This is a genomic window from Streptomyces sp. JLYT201, from assembly GCF_059448825.1.
Window position 1 is genome coordinate 1,667,697 of sequence record NZ_CM182551.1, and the last position, 24,825, is coordinate 1,692,521.

20 protein-coding genes are annotated in these 24,825 nt (G+C 73.7%); 7 read left to right on the top strand and 13 right to left on the bottom strand.

Features of this window, described 5'->3' with window-relative positions:
- Positions 1-56: 56 nt before the first annotated feature.
- Genes AC5WAM_RS06960 through AC5WAM_RS06975 form a run of 4 tightly spaced genes read left to right on the top strand, consistent with a single transcriptional unit; the run spans position 57 to position 5,407 of the window.
- Positions 57-3,434: a CHAT domain-containing protein gene (locus tag AC5WAM_RS06960; RefSeq protein ID WP_495521991.1), complete on the top strand. Its 3,378-nt coding sequence runs from the start codon at positions 57-59 to the stop codon at positions 3,432-3,434.
- A complete protein-coding gene (locus AC5WAM_RS06965; RefSeq protein WP_495521992.1) occupies positions 3,431-4,534 on the top strand; it encodes a tetratricopeptide repeat protein in 1,104 nt (367 codons plus the stop codon). The genes AC5WAM_RS06960 and AC5WAM_RS06965 overlap by 4 nt, the downstream gene beginning before the upstream one ends.
- Positions 4,531-5,184 (top strand): DUF6338 family protein, encoded by a 654-nt coding sequence (locus AC5WAM_RS06970; protein WP_495521993.1) that lies wholly within the window; start codon positions 4,531-4,533, stop codon positions 5,182-5,184. Before AC5WAM_RS06965 ends, AC5WAM_RS06970 begins: the two co-directional genes overlap by 4 nt.
- Entirely contained in the window at positions 5,171-5,407 is a 237-nt protein-coding gene (locus tag AC5WAM_RS06975) for a hypothetical protein (RefSeq protein ID WP_495521994.1), read from the top strand. The genes AC5WAM_RS06970 and AC5WAM_RS06975 overlap by 14 nt, the downstream gene beginning before the upstream one ends.
- On the opposite strand, the gene AC5WAM_RS06980 is transcribed toward AC5WAM_RS06975, so the two are convergent.
- From AC5WAM_RS06980 to AC5WAM_RS07010, 7 genes are read right to left on the bottom strand one after another with little or no spacing between them, the layout of a single operon-like run.
- Positions 5,364-6,314: an amidohydrolase family protein gene (locus tag AC5WAM_RS06980; protein WP_495521995.1), complete on the bottom strand. Its 951-nt coding sequence runs from the start codon at positions 6,312-6,314 to the stop codon at positions 5,364-5,366. The genes AC5WAM_RS06975 and AC5WAM_RS06980 overlap by 44 nt on opposite strands.
- The gene (locus AC5WAM_RS06985) at positions 6,311-7,321 is read right to left on the bottom strand and encodes an aldo/keto reductase (RefSeq protein ID WP_495521996.1); all 1,011 of its coding nucleotides are present in this window, start codon (positions 7,319-7,321) and stop codon (positions 6,311-6,313) included. The genes AC5WAM_RS06980 and AC5WAM_RS06985 overlap by 4 nt, the downstream gene beginning before the upstream one ends.
- Positions 7,318-8,076, bottom strand: coding sequence for an SDR family NAD(P)-dependent oxidoreductase (locus tag AC5WAM_RS06990; RefSeq protein WP_366793896.1), 759 nt, complete (start codon positions 8,074-8,076; stop codon positions 7,318-7,320). The genes AC5WAM_RS06985 and AC5WAM_RS06990 overlap by 4 nt, the downstream gene beginning before the upstream one ends.
- On the bottom strand, positions 8,073-9,413 hold the full coding sequence (locus AC5WAM_RS06995) for an enolase C-terminal domain-like protein (protein WP_495521997.1): 1,341 nt from the start codon (positions 9,411-9,413) through the stop codon (positions 8,073-8,075). Before AC5WAM_RS06995 ends, AC5WAM_RS06990 begins: the two co-directional genes overlap by 4 nt.
- A 38-nt stretch (positions 9,414-9,451) precedes the next feature.
- The gene (locus tag AC5WAM_RS07000; protein ID WP_495521998.1) at positions 9,452-10,606 is read right to left on the bottom strand and encodes an ABC transporter permease; all 1,155 of its coding nucleotides are present in this window, start codon (positions 10,604-10,606) and stop codon (positions 9,452-9,454) included.
- Positions 10,590-12,134: a sugar ABC transporter ATP-binding protein gene (locus AC5WAM_RS07005; RefSeq protein WP_495521999.1), complete on the bottom strand. Its 1,545-nt coding sequence runs from the start codon at positions 12,132-12,134 to the stop codon at positions 10,590-10,592. The genes AC5WAM_RS07000 and AC5WAM_RS07005 overlap by 17 nt, the downstream gene beginning before the upstream one ends.
- Positions 12,131-13,207 carry a sugar ABC transporter substrate-binding protein gene (locus AC5WAM_RS07010; RefSeq protein ID WP_495522000.1) on the bottom strand — a complete coding sequence of 359 codons (1,077 nt, stop codon included), beginning with the start codon at positions 13,205-13,207 and terminating at the stop codon, positions 12,131-12,133. The genes AC5WAM_RS07005 and AC5WAM_RS07010 overlap by 4 nt, the downstream gene beginning before the upstream one ends.
- Before the next feature lie 180 nt (positions 13,208-13,387).
- On the opposite strand from AC5WAM_RS07010, the gene AC5WAM_RS07015 reads away from it, so the two are divergent.
- Positions 13,388-14,149, top strand: a complete 762-nt coding sequence (locus AC5WAM_RS07015; RefSeq protein ID WP_495522001.1) for a FadR/GntR family transcriptional regulator — start codon at positions 13,388-13,390, stop codon at positions 14,147-14,149.
- 19 nt (positions 14,150-14,168) lie between these two features.
- On the opposite strand, the gene AC5WAM_RS07020 is transcribed toward AC5WAM_RS07015, so the two are convergent.
- Positions 14,169-14,654, bottom strand: a complete 486-nt coding sequence (locus AC5WAM_RS07020; RefSeq protein WP_495522002.1) for a MarR family winged helix-turn-helix transcriptional regulator — start codon at positions 14,652-14,654, stop codon at positions 14,169-14,171.
- Positions 14,655-14,711: 57 nt separating this feature from the next.
- On the opposite strand from AC5WAM_RS07020, the gene AC5WAM_RS07025 reads away from it, so the two are divergent.
- On the top strand, positions 14,712-15,554 hold the full coding sequence (locus tag AC5WAM_RS07025; RefSeq protein ID WP_495522003.1) for an alpha/beta fold hydrolase: 843 nt from the start codon (positions 14,712-14,714) through the stop codon (positions 15,552-15,554).
- 76 nt (positions 15,555-15,630) lie between these two features.
- Here the strand turns inward: AC5WAM_RS07025 and AC5WAM_RS07030 are convergent, their stop codons facing one another.
- The 5 genes from AC5WAM_RS07030 to AC5WAM_RS07050 form a co-directional block, all read right to left on the bottom strand.
- Positions 15,631-18,648 (bottom strand): alpha-mannosidase, encoded by a 3,018-nt coding sequence (locus AC5WAM_RS07030; RefSeq protein WP_495522004.1) that lies wholly within the window; start codon positions 18,646-18,648, stop codon positions 15,631-15,633.
- Positions 18,649-18,928: 280 nt separating this feature from the next.
- A complete protein-coding gene (locus AC5WAM_RS07035) occupies positions 18,929-20,200 on the bottom strand; it encodes a glycoside hydrolase 5 family protein (protein WP_495522005.1) in 1,272 nt (423 codons plus the stop codon).
- Positions 20,201-20,243: 43 nt separating this feature from the next.
- Positions 20,244-21,158: a carbohydrate ABC transporter permease gene (locus AC5WAM_RS07040; RefSeq protein WP_495522006.1), complete on the bottom strand. Its 915-nt coding sequence runs from the start codon at positions 21,156-21,158 to the stop codon at positions 20,244-20,246.
- Positions 21,155-22,126, bottom strand: coding sequence for a carbohydrate ABC transporter permease (locus AC5WAM_RS07045; protein WP_172381443.1), 972 nt, complete (start codon positions 22,124-22,126; stop codon positions 21,155-21,157). The genes AC5WAM_RS07040 and AC5WAM_RS07045 overlap by 4 nt, the downstream gene beginning before the upstream one ends.
- 24 nt (positions 22,127-22,150) lie before the next feature.
- Entirely contained in the window at positions 22,151-23,440 is a 1,290-nt protein-coding gene (locus tag AC5WAM_RS07050) for an extracellular solute-binding protein (RefSeq protein WP_495523521.1), read from the bottom strand.
- A 356-nt stretch (positions 23,441-23,796) separates the two neighbouring features.
- Between AC5WAM_RS07050 and AC5WAM_RS07055 the strand changes: the two genes are divergently transcribed.
- On the top strand, positions 23,797-24,819 hold the full coding sequence (locus AC5WAM_RS07055; protein ID WP_366791672.1) for a LacI family DNA-binding transcriptional regulator: 1,023 nt from the start codon (positions 23,797-23,799) through the stop codon (positions 24,817-24,819).
- Positions 24,820-24,825: the final 6 nt, after the last annotated feature.

Here is a 24,825-nt window from a genome sequence, read left to right on the forward strand (position 1 = left end):
CAGGGGAAGGGACGGGCTCGCGCCAGGGGGTGGGGCGGGCGCTCTCGGGGGGAACGATGGACTATTCGTCCGTCCTGCGGTTCCGCTGGAACTGCGAGGACTGCGGTGCGTCGGCGGACGACGAGACGTACATGGCCGTCGACGCCGACGCGCGACCGGATCTGGTCGAGAAGGTGATCGCCGGGGAGGTCCCGGCGGTCACGTGCCCGGTCTGCGCGACCAGGACCCGCCGGGGCGTTCCGCTGCTCGTGTACGGCAGCCGCTCCGTGCCGCAGCTGTTCTTCTTCTGCCCGCCGGACTCCTCGGCCACGGCCGACGAGGCGAACCGGAAGACCTATGTGGACGCCCTCCTGGACCGGCTCGGCCCGGTCAGCGCCGAGGAGGCGGAGGAGTTCGGCAGTCTCCGCCTGCCCTTCGAGGCGGCGTCCCTCTTCCTGCGCTCCTACGTGTCGGACGACCTCCCGGCCGAGGAGTCGGGCTCCTTCCCCGTCAAGTCCGGGGACGGGCCGCCACCGGCGCGGGTGCTGGAGATCCTGGAGCGGATCGCCGCGACGTGGCCGCCCGGCCTCGGCCGGTCCGTCACCCACGGGCCGCTCGTCGACGAGCTCGTGCGCCTGGCCGAGCAGGGTCTCGACCTGCTCGGCGACGGCGACGCCCACCCCGGCCTGCGCGCCGCCCTCCGGATGTGCCTGGGCCAGGCCCTGTGCGCCATGCGCCGCGAAGGCGACGTGATCGACGTCGAACGCGGCATCGGGCTGCTGCTCCGCGCGGCCCGCGGCCTCGCCGGCGAGGAGGACGCCACGGCCCGGGCCGTAGCCCACCTCGAAGTGGGGCGCACCTACGGCCGGCGGGCCATCGGCGACTTCCGCGCCAACCAGGAGTACGCGATGCGCCATCTGCGCACGGCCCTGGCGGCGGTGACGCCCGAGACGGCCGCGGAGACGTGGGCGCGGGCCCGCACCGAACTGGCCGTCGTGCTCATCGAGCGGGGCACCCAGTCGGGCCCCGAGGAGATCGAGGAGGCCATCGGCCTCCTGAGGCCGGTCGTCGAACGGCTCGACCCCGCCACCGCCAAGTACCTGTGGTGCGACGCGCAGAGCCTCCTCGCGGGGGCGTACAACGTGCGGCAGCAGGGCGACCCGGCCGTGAACCAGGAGCAGGTGATCCGCCTCTACGAGCGGCTCAACGAGGTCGAGTCGGAGGAGACCGACCCCGAGCAGTGGGCCAACACCCAGGCCAGGCTGGCGGTGTCGCTGTGCAAGCGGGTCCGCGGGGACCGCCGGGACAACCACCTCCGGGCCCGTGAGCACGCCCTGCGCGCACTGCGGATCTACGAGCGCGTCGGGGACCGCGCCGAGGCGTCCAGCACCCGCGACAAGCTGGCCCTCATCGCCCACGCCCTCGGTGCGTACGACGAGGAGGTGCGGCTGCACCGGGCCGCCCTCGCGGACCGGCCCAAGGACGCCGCTCCGCAGCTGTGGGCCCGCTCCACCACCAAGCTCGGCTTCGCCCTGCTCCGGCAGGCGGAGCGGGGCGCGACCGACGATCCGGTGGCCACGGCCCGGCAGGGCCTGCGCCATGTGCGGGAGGCCGTCGACGCCTATGAGGGGCTGCCGACCCGGGTGGAACTCGCCCTCGCGCACGGTCAGGTGGCGGACGCCGCCCGCCTCTGCCGGGCCCTCGACCCGGCCCGGGAGAGCGAGCTGCGGGCCCTTGAGCTGTCGTCCCTGGAAGCTGCGGTGGACCGGGCGCACGACCGCCCGGAGGTGCTGCGCGAGGTGGCGACGGACCTCGGGAACGCCGTCGCCGAGCGGGCCGACTGGCCCCGGGCGAGCGCCGCGTACGGGCAGGCCGTGGCGGCCGACGACGAGCTGTTCCGGTCCTGCCTGGTGAGCCTGTCGCGGGAGCGGCACCTCAGGTCGGCGGGGGACCTGCACCAGCGGGCCGCCTACGCGCTCGCCCGTGCGGGGCGGCTCCAGGACGCGGTGCTGTGCCTGGAGCGGGGCCGCACGCGCACCTTCCACCTGGCGCTCTCGCCGGACCGGGCCCAGCTCACGGAGGTGTCCCGGACGGACCCGCGGGCGCACGCCGCGTACGCGCGGGCCGCCGAGGCCGTGCAGGCCCTGGAGTCCCGCAACCGCGAGCTGGGCAGGCCGCGTTCCGCCACGGGCGACGGTCGGCAGGTCGAGGCCGCCGAGTACGAGGTGGGCGAGCTCCTCGGGGAGGCCCGTGCCGCGCTGGCGGCCGCCGTCGCGCGGATCCGGGAACTGCCCGGCATGGAGACCTTCCTCCGGCACACGACGTGGGCCGACGTCCGTGCCGCGGCCCGCCCCGGGGAGCCGCTGTGCTACGTCGCCTGCGCCCCGGCCGGGAGCGTGTCCCTGATCGTCCGGCACGGGAGTGACCCCGGGCCCGGCCTCGAAGCCGTGTGGTCACCGCTCACCACCGAGGAGGCCACCGGCCTGGCCCGGGAGGTCGCCGGGGCCGCGCGTGCCGACGGGCGCGGGATGCGGCCCCTGCTGGCCCGGCTCGGCAGCCGTCTGGTCGCGCCGCTCGCCGCCGCCCTCGGCCCCGCGGCGGCGGGCGCGACCGTGGTGGCCTGCGGCCCCCTGGCCCACCTTCCACTGCACGCCGCGACGCTGCCCGCGACCGGCGAACCGCTCCTCGCCACGCACTCCGTGGCCTACGCCCCGTCGGTGCGGCTGCTGCGCGCGGCCCGGCGGCGGGCCGCGGGCACGCCGTCCGTCCCGGTCCTCGTGGCGGCCGCCGACTCCGGTGCGGACAGCGGCCTCCTGGCCGCGCAGGAGGCGGCGGCGCTCACCCGTCTCTTCGCCACCGTCGGCGAGGGCCACCACGTGACCCGGGACCTGCTGACCGGCCTGGCCCGCGCCACCCATGTGCACCTGGCCTGCCACGGCGCCTACGACCCCGGCGATCCGCTGGCCTCCGGGCTCGACCTGGACGGCGGCCGCGTCACCCTGGCCGACCTGCTGGACGCCCGGCCCCGGCCGCTGGAGCGCGCCCGGCTCGTGACGCTGTCCGCCTGCGAGTCGGGTCTGGTCGACACCCGGCTGCCCGACGAGGCCATCGGCCTGCCCACGGGCATCATGCTCGCGGGCGGAGCCGGGGTCGTCTGCACGCAGTGGGAAGCCCGCGACAGCGCGGCCGTCCTGCTGATGCTCGCCTGCTACCGGCGGCTGCTCGGCCTCGACGCCGAGCCGGGCCCGGGGCCCGCGCCGCCGCCCGGACCGCCCACGCCCGCGCGGGCCCTGCGGGCGGCCCAGCTGTGGCTGCGGTCCGCGCGCCTGTCGGCGCTGCTCGCCCTGGACTGGCTTCCCGACGGGGTCCGGCACCGTCTCACGCACGACGGCGTGCCCGAACAGCCCTTCGCCCACCCCTATTTGTGGGCGCCCTTCGCGCTGGTGGGCACGTGAAGCCGCCCCCGCCCGCCCGGGACTTCGCGGAGCTGGAGCGGATGCCCGCGTACGCGCGGATCGCACACCTCCAGCTCGTCGAACTGCCCCAGCTCCGGCGCACCACCTCCCCCGACACCCTGGGCTATCTGCTCGGCTGCCTCTGTCTGGCCTACGCGGACGAGGAGCGCTACGACGAGGCGATCAGCACCGGAGAGCGGGCCCTGCGGATCGTCACCGAGCAGGCCGCGGCCGACGACGCCCTCCTCGGCCACGTGCGCCTCAACCTGGGCGTGGCCCACAGCCGCTCCGGTGACCTCGCGCGCGGGCTCGCCTCGTATCTGGAGAGCTGGACGCACTGCCGCCGGGCCGGCGCCCGCGAGACGCTGGTCAAGGCAGGGAGCAACGCCCTGCTCGCCCTGGAGTCCGGGCAGCCCACGGGCGAGCGCGAGCTGGCCTTCCTCCAGGACTGCCGCTCCGTCTTCGCCGCGGCGGGCCTGCGGCCGCAGACGGCGCGCGCCTGTCTGCTGCTCGGCGCGGCCCTCCTCGCCCGGGAGCGGGCGGCGGACGCCGTCGGCGTACTGGACCACGTCCTGGTCCTCACCGAGTCGATGGGCGGGGCCCGCCCGCAGCGGCGCGAGACCGTGCGGCTCCTTCAGGAGGCGGACCGGTCGCTCGCCGGCCTGCCGGGCGCACCGGCCCTCGGCCCCGGCGTGCTGTCGCAGGTGTGCGCCCTCGTCGTCGACGGGGTGGAGAGCCTGGGCCGTGACCGGCTCGACCGCGCGGCGACCTGCTTCTCGCGCGCGCTGCTCCTCCTCGAGCGGCGCACTCGGGAGCCGCAGCACATGCTCGCCGCCTTCCTCCTGCTGGTGCTCGGCCGCCTGGCCTGGGCCCGGGACGACGAGGCGGCCGCGGCCGAACTGCTCGGCCGGGCCGGGCAGGAGCTGACGCGGATCGGCCGTGCGCGGGGCGACTGGGTGAAGCTGCGCGCGCACCTCGGCGACCTGGACGATCTGCGGAAACTGGCGCAAGGTGTGGCCTGGGAGGCCCGGCGGGGCGACACGTCCGGTGGCGGGGGCGGCAGGCGCGGCCGCCGGACACGGCGAAAGGCACGTGAATGACCCCGGGCACGGTCCAGCAGCTGGCGATCGTGGTGCTCCTCGTACTGCCCGGGACCACGTACCTCTTCGCCAGGGAGGGGTTCCTCGGCATCCGGGAGGCCGAGCAGGAGAGCGGCAACCGGATCCTGCGGGCCCTGGGCGTGGGCGTGCTGCTCGACACGGTGTATCTGATGGCCGCGGGGCCGCAGCTCGTCCGGCTGCTGCGGGGCGGCGGGACGACGGCCCTCGCCGGTGTGGCGAACCGTCCGCGCGCGTTCGGCCTGTGTCTGCTGCTGCTCGCCGTCGCCGTGCCCGCCCTGCTCGCCCGGGTGGAGGCCCGCTGGACGCGGCGGCGGCGCGCGGCCCTGCACGAGCGCACGCCCACGGCGTGGGACGCCCTGTTCCAGGACCGGGGGGCGTGTTTCGTCCGGGTGCGGCTCAAGAACGGCGGCTGGGCGGGAGGCTGGTACGGCACGCGCTCGCGCGCCTCCGCCTATCCCCAGCCCGGCGACCTCTTCCTGGAGTCCCAGTACCGCATGGAGGCCGACGGCGCGTTCGGGCCGCGGCTGCCCGGCACGGGCGGCCTGTACGTACGAGCGACCGACCTGGACCTCGTGGAGATCTACGAACCACGGCGCCGGACCCGAGGAGACAGCGATGACCCGTCCTGACGTTCCCTCCCGTGACGCGGACCGCGTGTCCGTCGAGCCGGACGCACCCGAGGGCCTGGAAGGCCCGGACGAATTCGACGACCTGGGGATCTGGGCGGGGCCGCCGCGCGGCTGTCACGGCCCCAAGGCCGAGGACTGCCCCGAGGAGGAGGCGCTGCCGCCGGAGGGCCCGGCCGGGGTCACCCCGGCGGTCCCTGCGGAGCCGCAGGACCCGGAGAGCTGAGGCCGCCCGCGCCGGCCCGGCCCGGCTCCGGCAGGCCGTACGCGCGCCGGGCCGTGTCCGCGAACACCTGCGCGCGCTCGGCGGCGCTCAGGTCCGCCGTCACCGCCCGTGCGGCGTCGACGACTTGGGCGTACGAGGCGGCGAGCCCGCACACCGGCCAGTCCGAGCCGAACATCAGGCGGCCGGGCCCGAAGGCGTCGAGGACGGTGTCCGCATAGGGCCTGAGGTCGGCCACCGTCCAGGCCGTCCAGTCGGCTTCGGTGACCAGGCCGGACAGCTTGCACACGGTGTTCGGCAGGGCCGCGAGGGCACGCAGCGACGACGCCCAGGGTTCGAGGGCGCCGGAGGCCACGGGCGGTTTGCCCAAGTGGTCGAGGACGAAGGTGAGGTGGGGCAGGCGTGCGGCCGCCTCGGCGCACCGCGGCAGCTGGTCCGGGCGCACCACGAGGTCGTACGCGAGCCCCGCGTCCGCCACGGCGGCGAGGCCGCGCCGCGTGTCCGCGCGCAGCAGCCACTCGGGGTCGGGTTCGCTCTGCACCTGGTGGCGGATGCCCACCAGGCGCCGCCCGCCGGGCAGTTCGCGGAGCGCGGCCAAGGTGTCGGCGACGCCGGGCCGGGTGAGGTCGGTCCAGCCGACCACCCCGGCGACCAGGTCGTCGTCCGCCGCGAGGGCCAGGAGCTCCGGGGTCTCCTCGGGCACGGTGACGGTCTGCACGAGGACGGTGGCGGTGACGCCGTGCGCGCGGGCGTGCGGCGCGAGGTCCGCGAGCGTGAAGTCGCGCCGCAGCGGGGCCAGCGCGGGCCCGGTGATCCAGTCCTGATCGCGCACGGCGAGGTCCCACACGTGGTGATGGGCGTCGACGACCGCCTCCGGAGCGGTGGTCGGCCCTTCGGTCCGGCTCGTCACGGCAGCTCCTCCCCCGGTACGGGCACGTGCGGCGGCAGCAGGCCCTCGGCCCGCGCCTGGGCCCAGAAGGCGGCGGGCACGTCGACGGCGAACTGTGCGACGGCGTCGCGGACCTGGTCCGGGCCGTGGACGCCGACGAGCACGCTCGTCACGGCCGGGTGCCCGAACGGGAAGGCCAGGGCCGCGGCGCGCAGCCCGACGCCGTGCCGTGCGGCGACCTCCCGCAGCCGCCGGGCGCGGTGGAGCAGCGCGGGCGGCGCCTGCGCGTAGTCGAAGCGGGCCCCGTCCCGGGGGTCGGCGAGGAGGCCGGAGTTGAAGACGCCGCCGATGACGACGGACACGCCGCGCTCGTGCGCGGCGGGCAGCAGCGCGGGCAGCGCCGTGTGGTCCAGGAGGGTGTAGCGGCCCGCGCACAGCACGGCGTCGACGTCCGTGTCGCACACGAAGCGCGTGAGCATCGCGGCCTGGTTCATGCCCGCGCCGATCGCGCCCACGACGCCTTCGGCGCGCAGCCGCTCCAGGGCCGGATAGCCCTCGCGGAAGGCCTGTTCGCCGTGGTCGTCGGGGTCGTGGAGGTAGACGACGTCCACCCGGTCGAGGCCGAGCCGGGCCAGGCTCGACTCCAGGGAGCGGCGCACCCCGTCCGCGCTGAAGTCCCAGCGGCGGCGGTGCGCGGCGGGCACGGCGAAGCCGCCGTCGGCCAGGTCGTCGCCGTGGACGGGTCCGGTGACCGGCTCCAGGATCCGCCCCACCTTGGTGGAGAGGGTGTACGCGTCCCGGGGGCGCCCGCGCAGGGCCGCGCCGAGCCGCCGTTCGGACAGGCCGAGGCCGTAGTGCGGGGCCGTGTCGAAGGAGCGCAGGCCCGCGTCCCAGGCCGCCTCCAGGGCGCGGGCGGCGGTCTCGTCGCCGACCGGCGCGTAGAGGTTGCCGAGGCCCGCGCCGCCGAGGGACAGCTCGCCGACGGCGACCGGGCCGCGGCCCAGGCGCCGGGTGCGCAGGCCGTTCACCGGGGGGCCGCCGGCCTGAGCCGCAGGCCCTGCATGCCGCCGTCCACGGCGAGGGCCGTGCCGGTGGTGGCGCCGGACAGGGGGCTCGCGAGGTGGGCGATGGCCGCCGCGACCTCCTCGGCGCGCACCAGGCGGCCGGTGGGCTGGCGCGCGGCCAGGGCGGCGCGCTCGGCGGCCGGGTCGGGGGCGGCGTCCAGGAGCCGGGCGACCCACGGGGTGTCGACGGTGCCCGGGTTGACGCAGTTCACGCGGATGCCCTCGCGGACGTGGTCGGCGGCCATGGCGAGCGTGAGGGACAGCACGGCGCCCTTGGACGCCGAGTACAGGGCGCGCTGCGGAAGCCCCGCGGTCGCGGCGATGGAGCAGGTGTTGACGATCGCCGCGTGCGCGGAGCGGCGCAGGTGCGGCAGGGCGGCGCGGGTCGTGCGGACCAGGCCGAGGACGTTGACGTCGAGGACGGCGTGCCACTGTGCGTCGTCGTGGTCGGCCACGGTGCCCTGTGCGCCGATGCCCGCGTTGTTGACGAGGACGTCCAGGCCGCCGAGGTCGGCGGCGGCCGCCGCGACCGCGGCCCGTACCGCCGTGTCGTCGGTGACGTCGGCGGTGTACGCGCGCAGCGGCTCGGGCACGCCGTCCGGGTCCCGGTCGAGCACGGCGACGCGGGCGCCGCGCGCGGCGAGGAGCTCGGCGGTGGCCCGCCCGATGCCGGAGGCGCCTCCGGTGACCAGGGCGCTGAGGCCCTCGAAGTCCGTCATGCGGCTGCTCCCTTTCGCCGGGCGCGGTCGGCGGCCCAGAACGCTCCGTCGGGGTAGGTGTAGCGGGCGATGGACTCGGCACGCATCGTCGCCGAGAAGCCGGGGGCGGTGGGCGCGGCGTAGTGTCCGGCGCGTACCTCCACGGGGTCGGTGAAGTGCTCGTGGAGGTGGTCGACGTACTCGATGACGCGGTTCTCGGTGGTGCCGGACAGGGCCACGTAGTCGAACATCGACAGGTGCTGGACGAGTTCGCACAGTCCTACGCCGCCCGCGTGCGGGCACACCGGCACGCCGAAGCGGGCGGCGAGCAGCAGGATGGCGAGGTTCTCGTTGACGCCGCCGACGCGGGCCGCGTCGATCTGGAGGACGTCGACGGCGCCCGCCTGGAGCAGCTGCTTGAACACGATGCGGTTCTGCACGTGTTCGCCGGTGGCGACCTTCACGGGCGCGACGGCGTCGCGGATCGCGGCGTGCGCGAGGACGTCGTCGGGGCTGGTGGGCTCCTCCACCCAGTACGGGTCGAACTCGGCGAGGGCGCGGGTCCAGCGCACCGCCTCGTCGCGGTTCCAGCGCTGGTTGGCGTCGATGGCGAGGCGGATGCCGGGGCCGATGGCGGCGCGGGCGGCGCGGCAGCGGCGGACGTCGTCGGCGAGGTCGGCGCCGACCTTGAGCTTGATCTGGGTGAAGCCGTCGGCGACGGCCTGGCGGGCGAGCCGGGTGAGCTTCTCGTCGCTGTAGCCGAGCCAGCCGGGCGAGGTGGTGTAGCCGGGGTAGCCGTGCTCGCGCAGCAGGGCCTCGCGCCGCCGCGCGCCGTCGCGGCCCGTGCGCAGGAGCGCGAGGGCGTCCTCGGGCGTGAGCGCGTCGGCGATGTAGCGGAAGTCGACCTGGGAGACGAGCCAGGCCGGGTCCGCGTCGGCGAGCAGCTTCCACAGCGGCTTGGCGGCGCGTTTGGCGGCCAGGTCCCAGACGGCGTTGACGACGGCGCCGATGGCCATGTGCATCACGCCCTTCTCGGGGCCGAGCCAGCGCAGTTGGCTGTCCCCGACCAGGTCGCGGTGGAGGGTGCCGGGGTCGGCGCAGAGCGTGTCCAGGGGGCGCCCGACGACATGGCCGCGCAGGGCGTCGACGGCGGCGACCTGGACGTCGTTGCCGCGTCCGATGGTGAAGGTGAAGCCGTGTCCTTCGTGGCCGTCCTCGGCGTCGGTGCGCAGGACGACGTAGGCGGCCGAGTAGTCGGGGTCCGGGTTCATCGCGTCGGACCCGTCGAGCTCCCGCGAGGTGGGAAACCGTATGTCGTACGTGTCGACCGCCGTGACGCGGCGGGGAGTCGGGGACACAGAAGGCCTTTCCGGAAGGGAGGCGGGGAGGCGGCGGCTCAGTCCTGTGCGCGGCCCGTGGTGACGCGGGCGATCATCAGGGCGACGAGGATGATCCCGCCGTAGATGGCCTGGATCCAGAAGGACGGCACCTGGGCGAGCGTCAGCAGGTTCTGGACGACGCCGAGCAGCAGGACGCCGGTGAGCGCGCCGAACATGGTGCCCTTGCCGCCGTCCAGGCCGATGCCGCCGATGACCGCGGCGGCGAACACCGTGAAGATCATGTTCTGGCCCTGGTTGGCGTTGATGGCGCCGACGTAGCCGGTCTGCATCAGGCCGCCGACGGCGGCGAGCGTCCCGGCGACGACGAACACGCCGAGCATGACGCGCTCCACGCGGATGCCCGCGGCGCGGGCCGCGTCCGCGTTGCCGCCGATCGCGTACAGGGCGCGGCCGACCCGGTGGTACTTCAGGACGAGCCCGGTGGCGCCGAACGCGGCCGCCGCGCACCACACGGAGACCGGCACGGTCAGGAAGGTGGAGGTGGCGAGGGTGAAGAAGGGCTCCGGCAGGCCGAAGAGCGTCTTGCCCTCGGTGGCACCGACGAGCACGCCGCGCAGCACGATCAGCATGGCCAGGGTCACGATGAAGGCGTTGAGCTTCAGTTTCACCACGAGGAGGCCGTTGAAGGCGCCGATCACCGCGCCCACCAGGACGATCGCGAGCAGCCCGACGGCGGCGGGCAGTTCGGTGCCGAAACCGGCCTGGGCGGCGGGCAGGACGAGCAGCGCGCCCACGGCGGGCGCGATGCCGACGACCGACTCCAGGGAGAGGTCGAACTTGCCGGTGATGAGGACGAGGGACTCGGCCAGGACGACCATTGCGAGGGCCGCGGAGGCACCGAGGACGGAGATCAGGTTCCGCTCGGTCAGGAACGAGTCGTTGACGAAGGCGCCGAGCACCATGAGCAGCACCAGGGCGGGCAGCAGCGCGAGTTCGCGGGCGCGGCGCAGCAGGGCGGCCCTGGCGGCGCGGGGCTCCGCGGCCCGCGGGGAAGCGGGCGCGGACGTCTCGGCGTCGGCCGCGCCGGTCACGGAGGTGTCAGCCGTGTCGGTCACGGGGGTGTCAGCCGTGTCGGTCACGCGGGTGTCAGCTGTGCTGCTCTCGGAGGTGTCAGCTGTGTTGCTCACGGGGGTGTCAGCCGTGTTGGTCACGGGCCACTCCTTCGATGGAGGCGATCAGCTCGTGGTCGTGCCAGCCCGCCGGGTGCTCGGCCGCGACGCGGCCGTGGAAGAGGACGAGGACGCGGTCGCAGCGGCGCAGGTCGTCGAGTTCGTCGGAGACGACGAGCACGGCGGTGCCGTCGTCGCGGGCCCGGTCGACGCGGGCGAGCAGGGACTCCTTGGACTTCACGTCGACGCCCGCGGTGGGGTTGATGAGGACGAGCAGCCGCGGCTCGGAGGCCAGGGCCCTGGCCATGACGACCTTCTGCGCGTTGCCGCCGGAGAGGTCGGAGACGGGCTGGTCGGGGCCCTCGGCGTGGATGTCGAGCCGCTCGATGAGCTCGCGGGCGACGCCGCGCTTGCGGTCGGTGGAGACGAAGCCGAGGCGGCCGAGGCGGCCGAGGACGCTCAGGGTGGCGTTGTCGCCGATCGACAGGGAGAAGACGAGGCCCTCGCCGTGCCGGTCGCGGGGCACGCAGCCGACCCCGGCGCGCAGCGCGGCGGGCACGTCGCCGAAGGGCAGCGGAGCGCCGTCGAGGGTGGCGCTGCCGCCGGTCGGGGTGTGCAGGCCCGCGAAGGACTCGGCCAGGCTGATCTTCCCGCTGCCGCTGGACCCGGCGAGCCCGACGACCTCGCCGCGGCGCACGGTGAGGTCGACCTCGGCGTACGCGGGGCTGGTGAGGCCGCGCACGTCGAGCAGCACGGGCGCCTCGTCGGGGACCCCGGGCGCGGCCCGGCGCCCGCTCTCGGGGAGCGCCTCGCCCGCCATGGCCTCCACGAGGGCGGCGCGCGGCAGGTCGGCGACGGGCGCGGTGGTGATCCAGCGGGCGTCGCGCAGCACGGTGACGGCCTGGCACACCTCGTACACCTCTTGCAGGTGGTGCGAGATGAACAGGAAGGTGACGCCCGCCTCCTGGAGCGCGCGCATGCGGGTGAAGAGCCGCTCGATCTCGCGGTTGTCGAGCTGCGCGGTCGGCTCGTCGAGGACGATGAACCGCGCCCCGAAGCTCAGGGCGCGGGCGATCTCGACCATCTGCCGGTCCTCGACCTTCAGGTCGGCGGTGCGGGTCCCGGGGTCGACGCGCACGTCCCAGGTGTGCAGCACCTCGGCGGCCTCGGCCCGCAGGCGGCGCCAGCTGATGAGTCCGCCGCGGCCCCGCGGCTGCCGGTTGATGAAGAGGTTCTCGGCGACGGTCAGTTCGGGGACGACGGTGGGCTTCTGGTAGACGCAGGCCACCTTGCGACGCCACGCGTCGCGGTCGGCGAGCGGCGGCGCGGGCTCGCCGTCGAAGGTGACGCTGCCCGCGTCCGGGGCCTGGAGGCCGGTGAGGACGGAGACGAGGGTGGACTTGCCCGCGCCGTTGCGGCCGACGAGGGCGTGGGACTCCCCGGCCCGGACGGTGAGCCGGCCGTCCTGGAGGGCCACGGTGGGTCCGTAGCGCTTGACGACGCCGCGCGCCTCGACGAGGGGCGGGGCGCCGCACGGGCGCGGTGGGCTCTGCGCGTTCTGCGTGCTCATCGGCTCGCGTTGCCCCACAGCTCGGCGTCGTCGACGTTCTTCCGCGTGACGAGCGGCGCGGGCAGCTGGTCCTCCAGATTGCCGCCGGGCAGCTTCACGATGGTCGAGCCGTGGTCGGTGGGGCCGGGCGAGAACTTCTTGCCGTTCATCGCGGCCTTGATGTAGTACATGCCGTACTTCGCGTACGCGTCGGCGGGCTGCGAGACGGTGGCGTCGATCTGCCCCTTGCGGATCGCGTCGAACTCCTGCGGGATCCCGTCGTTCGACACGACGGTGATGTGGCCCTTCTCGCCCGCCTTCTTCAGCATGCCCTTGGACTTGAGGGTCTGGAGCGTGGGCGCGAGGTAGACGCCGCCCGCCTGGAGGTAGACGCCCTTGAGGTCGGGGTGGGAGTTCAGCAGGGTGTCCAGCTTGGACGCGGCGGTGTCCGACTCCCACTTCGCGGGGATCTCCAGGACCTTCAGCCGGGGGTACTTCTCCTTGACGCAGTCGCGGAACGCCTCGGAGCGGTCGCGTCCGTTGACGGACGCGAGGTCGCCCATGATCTGCGCGACCTTGCCGCTGCGGATCCGCCGGCCCAGGTAGTCGCAGGCCTTGCGGCCGTACGCGACGTTGTCGGCGCGGACGACCATCGCGACCCTGCCCTTCTCCGGGGCGACGTCCACGGCGACGACGGGCACGCCCTTGCGCTCGGCCTGGTCGAGCCCGGCGGAGACCGCGGCGCTGTCGAGCGGGGCCACGACGAGGCCCTTCACACCCTGGTTGAGCTGGTTGTTGATGTCGGTGATCTGCTGGGAGGGGTCGCTGTTGGAGTTCACGGTCTTGAGCGCGTCGACGCCCTCGGACTTCGCCATCCTCGGCACGTAGTCGTTGTACGACTGCCAGAACGGCGAGGTGAGCAGCGGCAGGACGACACCCACCTTGCCCTCTCCCCCGCCGCCCGCTCCCCCGGTGTCCTTGGTGCTGCCGCAGGCCGCGAGGGCGAGGGCGGCGCAGGCGGCCGCCGCGGTGGCGCCGAGCGCCCGCGGCCGCCGGGGCCTGCCGGTGGTGTTCCGCACTGTGCTGCCGACCATCTGACGGCTCCTCATCGGGCGGGATCGAGTGGTACCGGGCCGCGGTTCAGCGGCGGATGGGCGACATACTTATCAGACCACTTGGGCGGCACAACACCCCTCGTCGCCAATGTTTCCCGTATTCCGGCCGTAGTGGTCGGACCACATTGCTCGCTACACTGCCCGGCACCCGGCCAGTGGATGAAGGAGCGTCACGTGAACCAGGCCCCGCAGAGCGCCGTTCCCGCACAGAAGGGCACCGTGACGCAGCGGGCCATCGAGCAGATCAAGGCGATGATCGCGGAAGGGCTCCTGGAGCCGGGCCAGCGCCTGCCCACCGAGCGGGACCTGGCCGCCCAGCTGGGCATCTCGCGCAGCTCCATGCGGGAGGCCATCCGGGCCCTGACGGTGCTCGGCGTCCTGGAGGCGCGGCACGGATCGGGCATCTACGTCACGCAGTTGGAGGCCGGTGACCTCCTGGAGACCTTCGGCGTGGTCGCGGACCTGTCCCGCGGGCCGCGCCTGGTGGAGCTCCTCGAAGTGCGCCGCGTCCTGGAGTCCACGGCCACGGCCCTGGCGGCCGCGCGCATCACGCCGGACCGGCTGGCCGAGGTGGAGGAGCACTTGGCGGCCATGAACGCCACCGACGACCCCGAGGAGATCCTCTCCCACGACCTGGCCTTCCACCGCGCGATCGCCCTGGCGGCGGGCAACGACACGATGGCCGCGATCCTCGAAGGCCTGTCCTCGCGCACCTTCCGGGCCCGGGTGTGGCGCGGCTACCAGGAAGAGGGCGCCTTCGAGCGCACCCGGCGCGAGCACGACCGCATCCACCGGGCCCTGGTGGCCCGCGACCCGGAGGCGGCACGGGCGGCGGCGGCCGCTCACGTGGGAGAGGTGGAGGCGTGGCTGCGCGGGCAGTTCGGGCGGCAGCAGAACACCCGCTCCGCAGCCGGGAGTTGAGCGCCCGGCGACCGCGGGCTCAGTCCACGTCGACGTCGTCGAACAGCTCCAGCATCCGCGCGAGGACGCGCACGCACGCCGTCACGTCGGCGTCGGTGATGCCGCCGCGCACCTGCCGCAGCACGGCGCGCTCGCGCGCCACCGCGGCCGCGATCGCCGACTCCCCCTGCCCCGTGAGCCGGATCAGGGACGACCTGCGGTGCGCGGGGTTCGCGGTGACCTCGACCAGGCCGCGCGCGGCCGCGTCGTTCACCGTGCGCTGGACGAACTGACGGCTCAGCGACTGGGCGCGCCCCATCTGCGGCACGGTCATGGGGCCGTTCCTGCGCAGCAGGTCCAGGACCGCGCGCACGCCGACGGACAGACCCTCGATCGGCTCGGCCTGCTCCACCTTGCGCTGCGTACGCCGGTACAACGGGCCCACCAGGTCGAACACTTCGGTGAGCCGGCCGGCGAGGGCGTCGGGGTCGAGGGGCTCGCCGGGGCTGCGCTGCTCATCACTCACCCCCGCATCATGACACCTTGGTTGCCATCTTGCCGCCCACATGACACCTTGGTTGTCATGACTGACGCTTCTGCTCTGCCCGAGGCGGACGGCTCCGGCCTGCACGCGTTCACCACCGACGACGGCACGCTCGCCTACCGCGACACCGGCTCCGGCGACCCGCTGGTCCTGCTCCACGGGGGCTTCCTCGACCACCGCATGTGGGCCGCCCAGATCGACGCCTTCGCCCGGCACCACCGGGTCATCGCGCCGGACGCGCGCGGCCACGGCCGGTCCTCGAACGCGACCGTGCCGTTCCGCCAGACCGACGACCTGGCCGCGCTGCTGCGCCACCTCGGCGTCGGCCCCGCGGTCGTCGTCGGTCTTTCGATGGGCGCGGGCATCGCGGTCGACACCGCGCTCGAACACCCGGACCTGGTCAGCGCCCTCGTGGTCTGCGGCGCGGGCACCAGCGAGCCGGAGTTCCACCACCCCTGGGTCCTGGCCGTCCAGGCCGAGTGGGCGCGCGCCGCGGCCGCCGAGGACGCCGCGGCCTTCGTCGACGCGACCATGCTGTTCGCAGCGGGCCCGCACCGGTCGCTCGACGACGTCGACCAGGACGTCGTACGCCGCCTGCGGGAGATGACGCAGCACACCGTCGCCAAGCACAGCGGCGCCGAAGCCTCGCTGCTCACGCCCGTCACCGACACCTGGGCACGGGCCGCGGACCTGTCACTGCCGCTCCTGGCCGTCACCGGCGACCTCGACACCTGCGACAACATCGCCATGGCCCACCGCCTGGCCCACTCCATGCGCCACGGCCGCACGGCGACGATCGCGGACACCGCGCACTACCCGAACATGGAGCGGCCGGAGGCCTTCGACGAGCTGCTGCGCGACTTCCTCGCGGCGGCGCGCTGACCGCCGCCGCCCGCGCCCCTTCTCCCCGTCCGGGGCGCGAGCGGCGGCCCGCACACGCGGTGCGGCGCGTGGCCCGTCAGGCCCGCCGCACCCGCAGCGTCACCAGCTCGAACGGCCGCAGCGACACGGCGACCGCGCCCCCGTCGTGCTCCGGCGCGTCCGCGTCGGTCAGGGGCCGCTCCAGGAGGTCGGTCACGTCCACGGCCGCCGCGTCGAAGCCGAGGCGCAGCGTGGTGCGGGCCCGGCCGCCCCGCGCCTCGTGGAAGCGGATCACGACGTCACCGCTGCCGTCGTCGGCGAGCTTGACGGCCGTGACGACCACGGCGTCGTCGTCGACGCTCACCAGCGGCGCGACGTCCGCCGCACCCCCGGTGACCCGCCGCTCCGGCAGGTTGATCCGGTAGCCCTCGCGCACCGCGTCGACGATGTCCGCGCCGGGTGCGAGCGCGTGCCGGAAGCGGTGGACGCCCTGGTCGGTCTCGGGGTCGGGGAAGCGGGGCGCGCGCAGCAGCGACACCCGCACCGTGGTGGTCGTCCCGGCGTCGGCGTCCCGCACGGTACGGGTCACGTCGTGGCCGTACGTGGAGTCGTTGACGAGGGCGACGCCCCAGCCGGGCTCCTCCACGTGCACGAAGCGGTGGTTGCAGGCCTCGAACTTCGCGGCCTCCCAGCTGGTGTTGGTGTGGGTCGGCCGGTGGAAGTGCCCGAACTGCGTCTCGGAGGCGTACCGCTCGGCGTGCACGTCCAGCGGGAAGGCCAGCTTGAGGAACTTCTCCGTCTCGTGCCAGTCCACCTCGGTGTCGATGTCGAGGCGCCGCTGCCCGGGGGCGAGGGTCAGGACCTGCGTCATCCGCGAGTCACCGAAGCGGCGCTCGACCCGCACGGACGCGCCGTCTCCGGGCGTGACGGCCTCGGCCTCGGTGAGGTCGGTGACGGTGTGGCGGTAGAACTCGTCGACGTCCCACGCGTCCCACATGTTCGGGAAGTCGGCGTGCAGCTGCGGCAGGTTCAGGGCCTGCCCCGGCGCGACCGTCTCCCGCCCCGACACCAGGTCGTAGGCGGAGACCACGAGCCCGCGCCCGTCGACCTCGACCCGCAGCAGGCCGTTGTCCAGGACGTAGCCGCCGTCGGCGCGGGCGGCGATCCCCGACTGGCCGTCGGCCACCGGGGCGTGGGCACCGCCCGCGGGGACACCGGCGCGGGCGTGCGGCGCCGAGTTGAACACGAGGGTGCGCCCGCCCTCGCCCGCGAGTGCCCGCTGCGCCGCGTCGATGATCGCGTTCAGGTCGTCCGCCACGGCCGCGTACGTCGCCCGGGCCTCGCGGTGCACCCAGGCGATCGACGAGCCGGGCAGGATGTCGTGGAACTGGTGGAGCAGCACCGTCTTCCAGATGCGGTCCAACTCCTCGTACGGATACGGGAATCCGGCGCGCACCGCGGCCGTCGCCGCCCACAGCTCGGCCTCCCGCAGGAGGTGCTCGCTGCGGCGGTTGCCCTGCTTGGTGCCTGCCTGGCTGGTGAGCGTCGCGCGGTGCAGCTCCAGATAGAGCTCGCCGACCCACACCGGTGCGTTCGGATACTCCGCCTCGGCCTTCTCGAAGAACTCCGCCGGGGTCTCCCAGCGCACGGTCGGCGAGCCCTCCAGGTTCCGCAGCCGGGCCACCTTCGCGATCATCTCGCGGGTCGTGCCGCCGCCCCCGTCGCCCCAGCCGACCGGGGCGAGGGAGTGCCGGGCCACGCCCTTGTCCTTGAAGTTCCGCGCGGCGTGCGCGATCTCGCTGCCCTTGACCGCGCAGTTGTAGGTGTCGACGGGCGGGAAGTGCGTGAAGATCCGGGTGCCGTCGATGCCCTCCCACTGGAAGGTGTGGTGCGGGAACTTGTTGGTCTGTGACCAGGAGATCTTCTGGGTGAGCAGCCACTTCGACCCGGCGGCCTTGATGATCTGCGGGAGGCCCGCGGCGAAGCCGAAGGTGTCCGGCAGCCACGCCTCGTCGTTCTCGACCCCGAACTCCTCGATGAAGAAGCGCTTGCCGTGCACGAACTGCCGGGCCATCGCCTCCGAGCCCGGCATGTTCGTGTCGGACTCCACCCACATGCCGCCCGCCGGTACGAACCGGCCGTCGGCGACCGCCTTCTTCACCCGCGCCCACACCTCGGGCCGGTGCTCCTTCACCCACGCCCACTGCTGCGCCTGCGACATGGAGAAGACGAAGTCCGGGTCGTCGTCGAGCAGGCCCGTCATGTTGGAGGTGGTCCGCGCCACCTTCCGCACGGTCTCGCGCAGCGGCCACAGCCACGCCGAGTCGATGTGGGCGTGGCCGACGGCGCTGATGCGGTGCGCGGAGTCGTGCGCGGGCGCGGCGAGGACGCCCTCCAGGCGGGATCGGGCGGCGGCCGCCGTGCCGTTCACGTCCTGGAGGTCCACGGCGTCGAGCGCGCGGTCGACCGCCCGCAGGACCTCGTGGCGGCGCCCCGAGTCCTCGGGCAGCTCCTGCATCAGCTCACCCAGGACCTCCAGGTCCATGACGAGCCCCCACACCGTCTCGTCGAACACCGCGAGGTCCATGCGCTCCAGGCGGTACTGCGGCTCGCTGCCCGCGGTGTCCTTGTCGCCCAGCTGGGTGGGCAGGAAGGGGTGGTAGTCGAGGATGACCGGGTTGGACGCGGCCTCGACGCGCAGGTCCACGGTCTCGCCGCCCTCGGCCGGGGAGGCGATCCGCACCCACTGGTTGCGGGGGTTGAGGCCCTTCACCGGGGTGCCGTCGGGCCGGTAGACGAGGCCCTCGCACTGGAACCCGGGCATGTTCTCGTCGAAGCCGAGGTCGAGGATCGCCTCCACCGTGCGGCCCGCCCAGGCGGCCGGGACGGTCCCGGTCACGTGGAACCAGCTGGTGCCCCAGGGGGCGCCCCAGCGGGCCCCCGCCTCGATGGGCTCGGGGGTGGCGGCGAGGCCTTCGGCCACGGGTACCGGTTCGCCCGGGGCGTTCCAGACGGCCACCGTCAGGGGAACGGACTCGGGGTAGACGGCGGGCCGTATGCGCTCGTCCAGAACGCGCTTGAGCCGGCCTTCTACGAGCTTGCGGTCGTCGTGCATGAGGGGTCTCCCTAGGTCGTCGCACGTGCATGGCTGAGGTGGTGGCCCTGCCGGGGGCTCCCCAAGCCCGCCCCTTCCCGAAACTGGGGGCTCCGCCCCCGGGCCCCCGCTCCTCAAACGCCGGAGAGGCTGAAAGATCTGCCACGACCGGCGACAGATCCAGCCCGTCCGGCGTTTGAGGACGAGGCGCGAAGCGCCGAAAAGGCGGGGGCACGGGGGCGGCAGCCCCCGGATCGGGAAGGGGCGGGTCAGGGGCGTCCCACGCGGGCGGCGGGAACGGTCAGAGGACGTCGGACGGGAGGACCACCTCCGTGATGCCTCGCTCCGCGAGGTACCCGGCGTCCGCCGCCCGTTCGGCGAGAACCAGCGCGGGCCGCACCCCCTGCCCGGCCAGCCGCGCGTAGGCCTCGAACACGTCCCCGCCGGGCCCGCACCGGGCCCGGCGCCCCGCGTCGGGCCCGACGTCGACGACGACGGCCGTGCCGCGCGCCGCGGGCACCTCCCACCGCTCCTTGGCGAGCCGGGCGAGGGCGGCCCCCGCGGGCTTGACCCGGCCCTCGTTGGTGAGCAGCCCCAGGCTGTACTCCAGCTCGGGGAAGTCCGCGAGGGAGCGCGACACGTCGTGGGAGCACCACCACGTCACGCCCCACACGTCGGCGCAGTCGAGCGCCGCGGCCACGGTCGTCTCGGTGAACGCGGCCGCGTCCGCCGCGGGGATGAGCGGGGCGGGCGCGCCGACCTCCTGGAGCCACACGGGCCGGTGCGGGTCCAGGGCCCAGGCCTTGGACAGCTCGATGAGGTAGGCCGCGTGCTGCCCGGTGGCGACCCCGTCGCGCCCGTGCCGCTGCGCGGTGCCGTTGAACACCCACGAGTGCACGGCCGTCACGGACCCGAGCCGCGCGGCCTGGGCGGGGGTGAAGGGCTGGTCGTCCTGGTACCAGGCGGCGTCGTACTCGGCGTGCAGGTGGAGGCGTCCGGGCGCCCCCTCCTCGCAGGCGGCGAGGACCTGCTCAAGCCAGGCCCCGGCCTGCTCCTGGGTGATGCGGTCGGGGTCGGGATGCGGCCCGGCGGCGAACTGGTTGATCTCGTTGCCGATGGTCATGCCGATGAAGTTGGGCCGGTCGGCGAGGGCCGCGGCGAGGGTGCGCAGATACTCCCGCTGGCCGGAGATCACGTCGGGGTCGGTGAAGAGGTTGCGCCGGTGCCAGGTCTGCGTCCACGCGGGCAGGAAGTCGAAGCTGGACAGATGGCCCTGGAGGCCGTCGACGTTGACGTCGAGCCCGCGCTCGGCGGCGGCGTCGGCGAGCGCGACGAGCTGCTCGACGGCGCGCGGCCGGATCAGGGTGCGGTTGGGCTGGAAGTACGGCCAGATCGGGAACACCCGGATGTGGTCGAGTCCGAGCGAGGCGATGGCGTCGAGGTCACGGCGCACGGAGTCCAGGTCGAAGTCGAGCCAGTGGTGGAACCACCCTTCGCTGGGGGTGTAGTTGGCGCCGAAGCGGGGCGGGCCCGCGGGGGCGGCGGCCGGGCCGGGCAGGTCGTCTGACGTCAAGGCGGATCCTGGTTCTCAAGGAGAGGGGCGGGTGGGGCGGGCCTCAGCCCTTGACGGCGCCCTCCCCGACCCCGCGGAAGAAGTACCGCTGGAGGCAGGCGAAGAGCACGATCAGCGGCAGCACGGCGATCACCGTGCCCGCGGCGACGAGGCGTTCGTCGTTGGCGAAGGTGCCGTGCAGGTAGTTGAGGCCGATGGTCAGGGTGAACTTGTCGGGGTCGCTCAGGACGATCAGGGGCCACAGGAAGTCGTCCCAGGCGCCCATGAAGGCGAAGATGGCGACGACGGCGAGGGTGCCCTTCACGGCGGGCAGCGCGATGCGGAAGAACCGCTGCCACACGTTCGCCCCGTCGACGAACGCGGCCTCCTCGATCTCGTACGGGACGTTGAGGAAGGCGTTGCGCATCAGCAGCACGTTGAGCGCCGAGACGCAGCCGGGCAGCAGGACGCCGATGAGGGTGTTGTTGAGGCCGAGGTCCCGCATCGTGGTGAACTGGGCGATGATGATGCCCTCGACGGGCACGAGCATCGCCAGGATGAACACGAGCGTGGCCGCCTTGCGGCCGCGGTAGCGCAGGCGCGCCAGGGCGTATCCGGCGAGGGCCGCGCCCACGCAGTTGGTGACGACGTTCGCCGCGGCGACCTTCAGGGAGTTGAACGCGTAGTCCCACACGGGGATGGTGTCGGCGACGCGTTCGTAGTTGTGCAGGGTCGGGTCGGACGGCAGGAACTTGGGCGGCGAGCTGAAGATGTTCTCGTGCGGTCCCTTCAGGGACGTCGACAGCTGCCACAGGAACGGGCCGATCATCAGGGCCAGGACGAGCAGCAGCAGGAAGTAGCGCAGGGCGAGCTCCCACACCCGCATGCGGCGCCCGTTCTCGTCCGTGAACCGCCGCTTGTGCGGCCTGGGGGCCTCGGCGCGCGCCGCGCGGACCGCTTCGGTGTCCGGGGTCGTCATCGGTTCTCCTTCCGGTCCGCGCGCAGCACGAGCAGCATCAGCGCGACGGTGACGACGAAGATGACGACGGAGATCGCGGAGGCGTAGCCGACGCGGCCGGTCAGACCGGTGCCGGTGCGCTGCACGAGCATCACGAGCGTGGTGTCCTCGCCCGCGGGCCCGCCGGCTGGCCCCGCCATCAGATACACCTCGGAGAACACCTTGAACGCGGCGACCGAGGACAGCGCGGCGACCAGGACCATGGTGGAGCGCACGGCGGGCACGGTGACGCTGACGAAGCGGCGGATCGGTCCGGCCCCGTCGACGGCGGCGGCCTCGTGCAGTTCGCGGGGGACGTTCGCGAGCGCCGCCAGATAAATGATCATGTAGTAGCCGAGGCCCTTCCAGACCGTGACGGCCATGGCGGAGAACAGCAGCAGCCACTGGTCGCTGAGGAAGCCGACCTTGCCCGCCCCCACCGCCTCCAGGACGGCGTTCACCAGGCCCCGCTCGTCGAGCATCCACACCCAGATCAGGCCGACGACGACGATGGAGGCGACCACCGGCGTGTAGAAGGCGGACCGGAAGAACGTGATGCCGGGGATCTGCTTCTGGACGAGCATCGCGAGCAGCAGCGGCAGGATGACGAGCGCGGGCACGACCACGAGGACGTACAGGGTGCTGTTGCGCAGGCCGATCCAGAACATCTCGTCGTGCAGCAGCTCGCGGAAGTTGGCGAGGCCCACGTACTTGCCCTCGACCAGCTGCCGTTTGTCGGTGAACGCGTTGATCACCGTACTGACGAAGGGGTAGAGGATGAACCAGCCGACGATCACGAGGCCGGGGGCGGCGAACAGCCAGGGGCTGGTGGGCAGTTGGCGCCGCACGCGGCGGCGGGCGCCCGCCTCCCCGGCGGCGGTCCGCCGGGCGGCCGAGGGGGCGGCTCCGGCGGGCCGCACCGGGGAGGCGGCGGGGCTTGAACTCTTCATGGCTGAGGTTCCCTGGTCGGTGGATCAGCTCTGCTGGAGCAGCCGGTCACACTGCTTGACAGCGTTGTCAAGCGCTTCTTCGGGGCTCTCCTTGCCCTGCAGCGCCTTGGCGACGGAGTTGCGGAGGGCGACCTTCATCTGCTCGCTGAACAGCACGGGCGTGTAGTTCACCGCGGTCTTCAGGGACTTGGCGGCGGCGACGCGCACGCGCGTCTCGTCCGTGCCGTCCTCCTTGGTGAAGTACGGGTCGTCCAGGGAGCCCTTGGTGCTCGGGAAGATCGCGACCTTCTTGGCGAAGGACATCTGGCGCTGCGCGTCGGTGACGAAGTGCGCGAAGGCGACGGCGGCGGGCGTCTGCTTGGTGCGCTTGTTCACCATCACGCCCATCACGTACATGTTGTCCTTGCCGGTGGAGCTGATCTGCGGCGTGATGCCGATGTTCTTGTAGAGGCCCGGGGCGTCCTTCTTGAACTTCTCCAGGTCGAGCGCGCTGCCCGGGTTCATCGCGACGGCCTCGGTGAGGAACTTCTTGCCGGTCGACTCGGGCGTCGCGGTCAGCGCCTGGCCGTCCAGGGCCTTGGCGTCGTAGAGCTTCTTGTACTGGGTGAGGAGCTGGACGCCCTTGGCGTCGTTGAAGGTGAAGCCGGTGCCTTCCTTGTTCATCAGCGGGACGCCGTAGCGGCCGAAGTCCTCGATGGTGGGGACGTTGGCGAGCGTGGCGATGTCGCCGTCGCTCTTGTCCGCGATCTTCAGGGCGTCGTCGAAGAGCTGGTCGTAGGTCTTCGGCGGCTTGGCCGCGTCCAGGCCCGCCTCCTTGAAGAGCCGCTTGTTGTAGAACAGCGGGCCGGTGTTCAGATACCAGGGGAAGGCGTACGTGCCCTGCACTCCGGGGACCTGGTGGCTCTTCCAGGCGCCCGGCAGGTACTCCTTCTCGTACTTGCCCGCCGCCTGGTCGAGGTCGAGGGCGATGCCCGCCTTGGCCAGCGGCGCCACCAGGTCGGGCGAGACGTTCACGACGTCGGGCAGGGTGCCCCCGGCGGCGTCCGCGCTGATCTTGTCGGCGTAGCCCTCGCCGGGCTGGTCGACCCACTTGACCTCGGTGCCCGGGTACTTGTCCTCGAAGTCGTCGATCAGGCCCTCGAAGTAGGACTTGAAGTTCGCCTTCAGGTTCCAGGTCTGGAAGGTGATCTTGCCCTCGACCTTGCCGGAGGCGTCGGTCGAGCCGCCGTCGTCATTGCCGCCGCAGGCGCTCAGGGCGAGCAGGGAGGCGACGGCGGCGGCAGCGGGGACCGCCCGGCGGGGGCTGCGGAATATCCGGGAATGACGCACGTGAACGGCTCCTTTGCTCGGCCCGGCGCATGGCGGCACGGGCCACCGGCAGCGGTGGCGATCCGCGTGGAATCGCGGATTCGCACCGAGGCAGACCCTGCATGGAGTTCCGGTGAAAAGTCAATGGATTGGTGCTGATTCGTCTCCTACGAGGCCGTCCACTCCCACTAACTCGCAGGTCAGAGCCGTTGGTTGAAAGCCTTGTCACCAACAGCTAATGCGCTTTAGGGTGTGCTAGCTCAAGCGCATTAGTACCTGCGCGGCCGGAGCGCATCGGGCGCTCCGCACGCGGAAAGGGGCAACGGGTGCAAGGCAAGCGGTCACCGGCACGCCGGCCGACCATGAAGGACATCGCCCGGCGCGCAGGCGTCTCCGAGAGCGCCGTCTCCTTCGCGCTCAACGACAGACCCGGGGTCTCCGAGGTGACCCGCGACCGGGTCCGCAGGGTCGCCGAGCAGCTGGGCTGGCGGCCCAGCACGGCGGCGCGCGCCCTGTCCGGCGAGGGCGCGGCCACGGTCGGCCTGGTGGTGGCCAGGCCCGCCGCCACGCTCGGCGTCGACTCGTTCTTCCTGCAGCTGATCTCGGGCATCCAGGAGGTCCTGGCCGAGCGCCAACTGGGGCTGCTCTTCCAGGTGGTGGAGGACGTCGAGGCGGAGTGCGCGGCGTACCGGCGGTGGTGGGCCGAGCACCGCGTCGACGGCGTCCTCGTCGTGGACCCGCGCACCGACGACCCGCGGCCCGCGCTCCTGGAGGAGCTCGGGCTGCCCGCGGTGGTCACCGGTGGCGTGCCCGACCCCGAGCGGCCGCCGCGCGCCGGGCTCTCCACCGTGTGGGCCGACGACGCGGGCGCGATGGCGGCCGTCGTCGGCCATCTGCACGCGCTCGGGCACCGCCGCATCGTGCACATCGCCGGGCTCCCCGGCCTCGCGCACACCGAGCGCCGCGTGCGCACGCTGCGCGCCGAGGCCGAGCGCCGGGGCCTGCGCGGGGTGCGGTCGGTCACCACCGACTACTCGGACGCGGAGGGCGCCGCCGTGACCCGCCGGGTGCTGCGCGCGGCGAGCCCGCCGACGGCGCTCGTCTACGACAACGACGTGATGGCCGTCGCCGGGGTGGCGGCCGCGGCGTCCCTCGGCTTCGCCGTGCCCGCCGACGTGTCGGTGGTGGCCTGGGAGGACTCGGCCCTGTGCCGCATGGTGCACCCGTGGCTGACCGCCCTGTCCCGGGACACGGTGTCGTTCGGGCGGACGGCCGCGCGCGAGCTCCTCGGCCTGCTCGACGACGGCCCCGCGGAGACGGTGCAGGTGCCGCTGCCCACGCTGATCGAGCGGGAGAGCACGGGGGCGGTGCGCGCGGCCCGGTGAGCCGCC